The organism is Actinobacillus ureae ATCC 25976 (assembly GCF_000188255.1).
Taxonomy (GTDB): Bacteria; Pseudomonadota; Gammaproteobacteria; order Enterobacterales; family Pasteurellaceae; genus Actinobacillus; species Actinobacillus ureae.
This window is the reverse complement of record NZ_GL831081.1, coordinates 424,548-427,778: the sequence shown is the minus strand read 5'-3', so window position 1 is coordinate 427,778 and position 3,231 is coordinate 424,548. Positions and strand designations below refer to the sequence as shown.

Here is a 3,231-nt window from a genome sequence, read left to right as displayed (position 1 = left end):
GCCTTTTATATCGAAGTAATGATTGGTAATAATTATGCCATAAAAATCTTGGCTAAGCGTTTCATCTATATCATGCTTAACTAAAACGATTTTAGGATCTTGTTCTGAGCTTTTAGGTAGTTCATTTAAATGTTCTATCTCTATTATGTCAGCGTGAGAAATATCTAATGCATCAGATAGTTGTCTAAAATGAATATATTTTTCTTTAGTCGGTTTTTTTCCTACAAATAAGCTATTTTTGATACAGTAAAAAGAATATTTTTGTTCTTCAGCTTCTATTTTTACTTCTGCTATGCGATCAAGAATAAGTTTCTCAGGCTTTATTAGATTACAATTACCATTTTTTGAGCGAGTTTTTTCGAGAATAGAAAGTTTTCCGGATAAATAATGCCGTTGATAATGTTGAGTTTTTATTTCTGATTGAATGAACTTTTCTTTTGTTACAAGTATAATGGTCAGCACAAAAGATATGGTTATCAGTGAGAAAATTAATGTGCTTCCGTTAAGTTTATATTGCGTCATATTAGTCTGATTAATTTAAAATATAGATATAATTGGTTGTGCTATATTCAATATTATTCTGTTTGACAGAAATAAGCTTTAATGTTACCTGCATAACTTTTTCAGGATCTTTCCACGAAAATGAGAGCTTATCTACTTTAAAATCCTCAATCGAAGTAAATTTTTTCCATTTTTCCTGACAAGCATTTAATAACCCTTCACATTCATGCTTTTTACAAGTAGTCAAATTATTTTTATCGTAAATATGAATTTCTTGAGATTCAATTTTAAAACCGAATATTTCTTTGGCTAAATCATGAGTGTTATTTATCTCATTATTTACGCATAGGGAATTCTTTGTTTTTCTTTTACCTAAGCATCCATCGCTATTTAAGTCGTAGAAAAATATTAAACAACTTTTATTATCTAATGCGTAACGTTTATTTTCTTTCTCAAATAAATAAAAATTGCTGTTTTCTCTATTGCTTCCTTGAAAACCTAAATGCTGAATATGTTGTTGAAAGTAATGGATAATTTGGTGTGCTTCTTTTTGTAAAAATAACAATTCTTTTTGTTTAACATTATTCTGAGTAAATTGTGTATAGGATTTAGCTGTTAATAGTAGGAGAGATATGCTTAATGAGAGAGACAATAGCAATTCTATTAGACTAAATGCTGATAATCTATTCTTTACAATGACTGCGTTTATGTTTTGGCATGACATAAATTCTTCCCCATTGATCTAATTGTAATATTTCATTTGTTTTGTTTAGCGATAAGTGAATGCATTTAGATTCTAATCTTCCAGCTAGCCCATCAATATTAATAAAAGCTTGAGGATATAAACTTTTATTTTTTAGTAAAATGTCTTTGTGGCGATTAGAATAAATATAATGTTCATTATTAATAATGCAGTGATTGGCATTTAAACAATCACAAATGATTTGTTTTTATTTTGTTTGGCTTTTTTAATTGCGATTATGCACCATTTTTTATCTTGATTATTTTGTGAAATGGTAAGTGTATAATTTGATTTTTCGTAACGAGATTTTGTTTGTAATTGGTATAAAAATGATTGGAGGGATTCTATTTCACTATTTAATGCAATTAAGTCATTTAAATAAAATGCAATTGGAGAAATAAAATAAATTGAAATAACTAAAATAGTAAAGGTAATTAGAATTTCAATAAGTGTGAATGCTTTAAACATAAATAATATCCCTCTGGGCAGGAATATTATTTAATTCGATTAGAGAATGAAATGAAGTTTATCTATTTTTTCGATCAGGATCGCAAAATTAGAAAGCAGAAGTGTCTTGGAAAAGGCCTACTTTTAAATCGGTAGCGGTATAAATAACACGACCGTCAACCTCCACTTCCCCATCCGCTAAGCCCATTACCAACTTACGATTGATAACACGCTTCATATTAATGCGATAAATAACTTTTTTGGCAGTCGGAAGGATTTGTCCGGTAAATTTAACTTCACCAACACCTAATGCACGGCCTTTACCTTTGCCCCCGACCCAGCCTAAGAAGAAACCAACCAATTGCCACATTGCATCTAAGCCTAAGCAGCCCGGCATTACTGGGTCACCAATAAAGTGGCAGCCGAAAAATGGAAGATCCGGATGAATGTCTAATTCCGCTTCGATATAACCTTTATCGAATAAGCCACCGTTTTCAGTCATTAAATTAATGCGATCCATCATTAACATCGTTGGAGCGGGTAGTTGTGGCCCTTCTTTGCCGAATAATTCACCACGACCTGATGCTAATAAGTCTTCATAGGTATAGCTTGGTTTAATGTTTGGTGTACAGTTGTTCATTTTTTTCTTCCAAATAAATATGATAAAAGCCCGTACAATCAGGGCTCCGGATGGAGGGCGATAGTACAGGCTTTTAATTTGGCGTACAACTGTTAGCTGAGCTTGTCGGATCAGTGCTTACCTAAAAATTGGCAAATTTTTGCAAAAAATGAACCGCTTTCTTCTCGTTCTTGACCTTGCTCAATGTGTTGATGAATCAACCCAAACACAGAAGGTTTTGCTGTTGTAGTCGCATTCTCTTCATCATAAAAATGGCTATCTAATAAATTTGAATGGCTTCAAAAACGTTTCCAACCGCCCAAATTTTGAACTGTCCGGCTTTAACGGCATCGATTACTTCTGTTTTTAAACTCAAATGTGAAATACAGGTTGCTGGGATAATCACCCCTTGTTTTTCAGTTAAACCGCGAGCTTGGCAGATATTAAAGAAGCCTTCGATTTTTTGATTTACGCCGCCGACACTCAATACGTTACCAAATTGGTCAATTGAACCGGTAACGGCAATTGACTGCGGTAAAGCCAGTTTGGATAGCGCACTGATTAATACGCAGAAAATAGCCAGTGATGAGCTATCACCATCTACTTCGCCATAAGATTGCTCAAAGGCGAGTGATGCTGAGAACGGGAGTTGTGTCGGAAATTCTAATAAGTTGGCTAAGCAAGATTGCGCAATAATAATACCTTTCGAATGAATATTTCCGCCTAGTTCAACCTTACGTTCGATGTCGGTAATCTCACCGTCACCATGTTGCACATTACAACTAATACGTAACGGCTCACCGAATGAATGAGGGATACCGTCAAACTCAATCACGGACAAGCCGTTGATTTGGCCGATTTCTTCATCTTCGGTCTCGATATATAGCTGCTGAGTCAAAATATCTTGCGTTGTATATTTATT

At 33.6% G+C, this 3,231-nt stretch carries 3 protein-coding genes and 2 pseudogenes; all 5 read right to left on the bottom strand.

What is annotated here, in order from left to right; translation table 11 throughout:
- Window positions 1-522: DUF2572 family protein (locus HMPREF0027_RS09920; RefSeq protein WP_005624845.1), on the bottom strand; the 522-nt coding region annotated here is incomplete at its 3' end.
- A gap of 10 nt (window positions 523-532) precedes the next feature.
- Entirely contained in the window at window positions 533-1,225 is a 693-nt protein-coding gene (locus HMPREF0027_RS09915) for a hypothetical protein (protein ID WP_005624842.1), read from the bottom strand.
- Window positions 1,185-1,711: pseudogene (locus tag HMPREF0027_RS09910) on the bottom strand (pilus assembly FimT family protein). Before HMPREF0027_RS09910 ends, HMPREF0027_RS09915 begins: the two are co-directional and overlap by 41 nt.
- A gap of 88 nt (window positions 1,712-1,799) precedes the next feature.
- On the bottom strand, window positions 1,800-2,330 hold the full coding sequence (gene fabA, locus HMPREF0027_RS09905; RefSeq protein WP_005624835.1) for a bifunctional 3-hydroxydecanoyl-ACP dehydratase/trans-2-decenoyl-ACP isomerase: 531 nt from the start codon (window positions 2,328-2,330) through the stop codon (window positions 1,800-1,802).
- Window positions 2,331-2,440: 110 nt separating this feature from the next.
- Window positions 2,441-3,231, bottom strand: a pseudogene (locus HMPREF0027_RS12825) (S16 family serine protease); the annotation flags it as partial.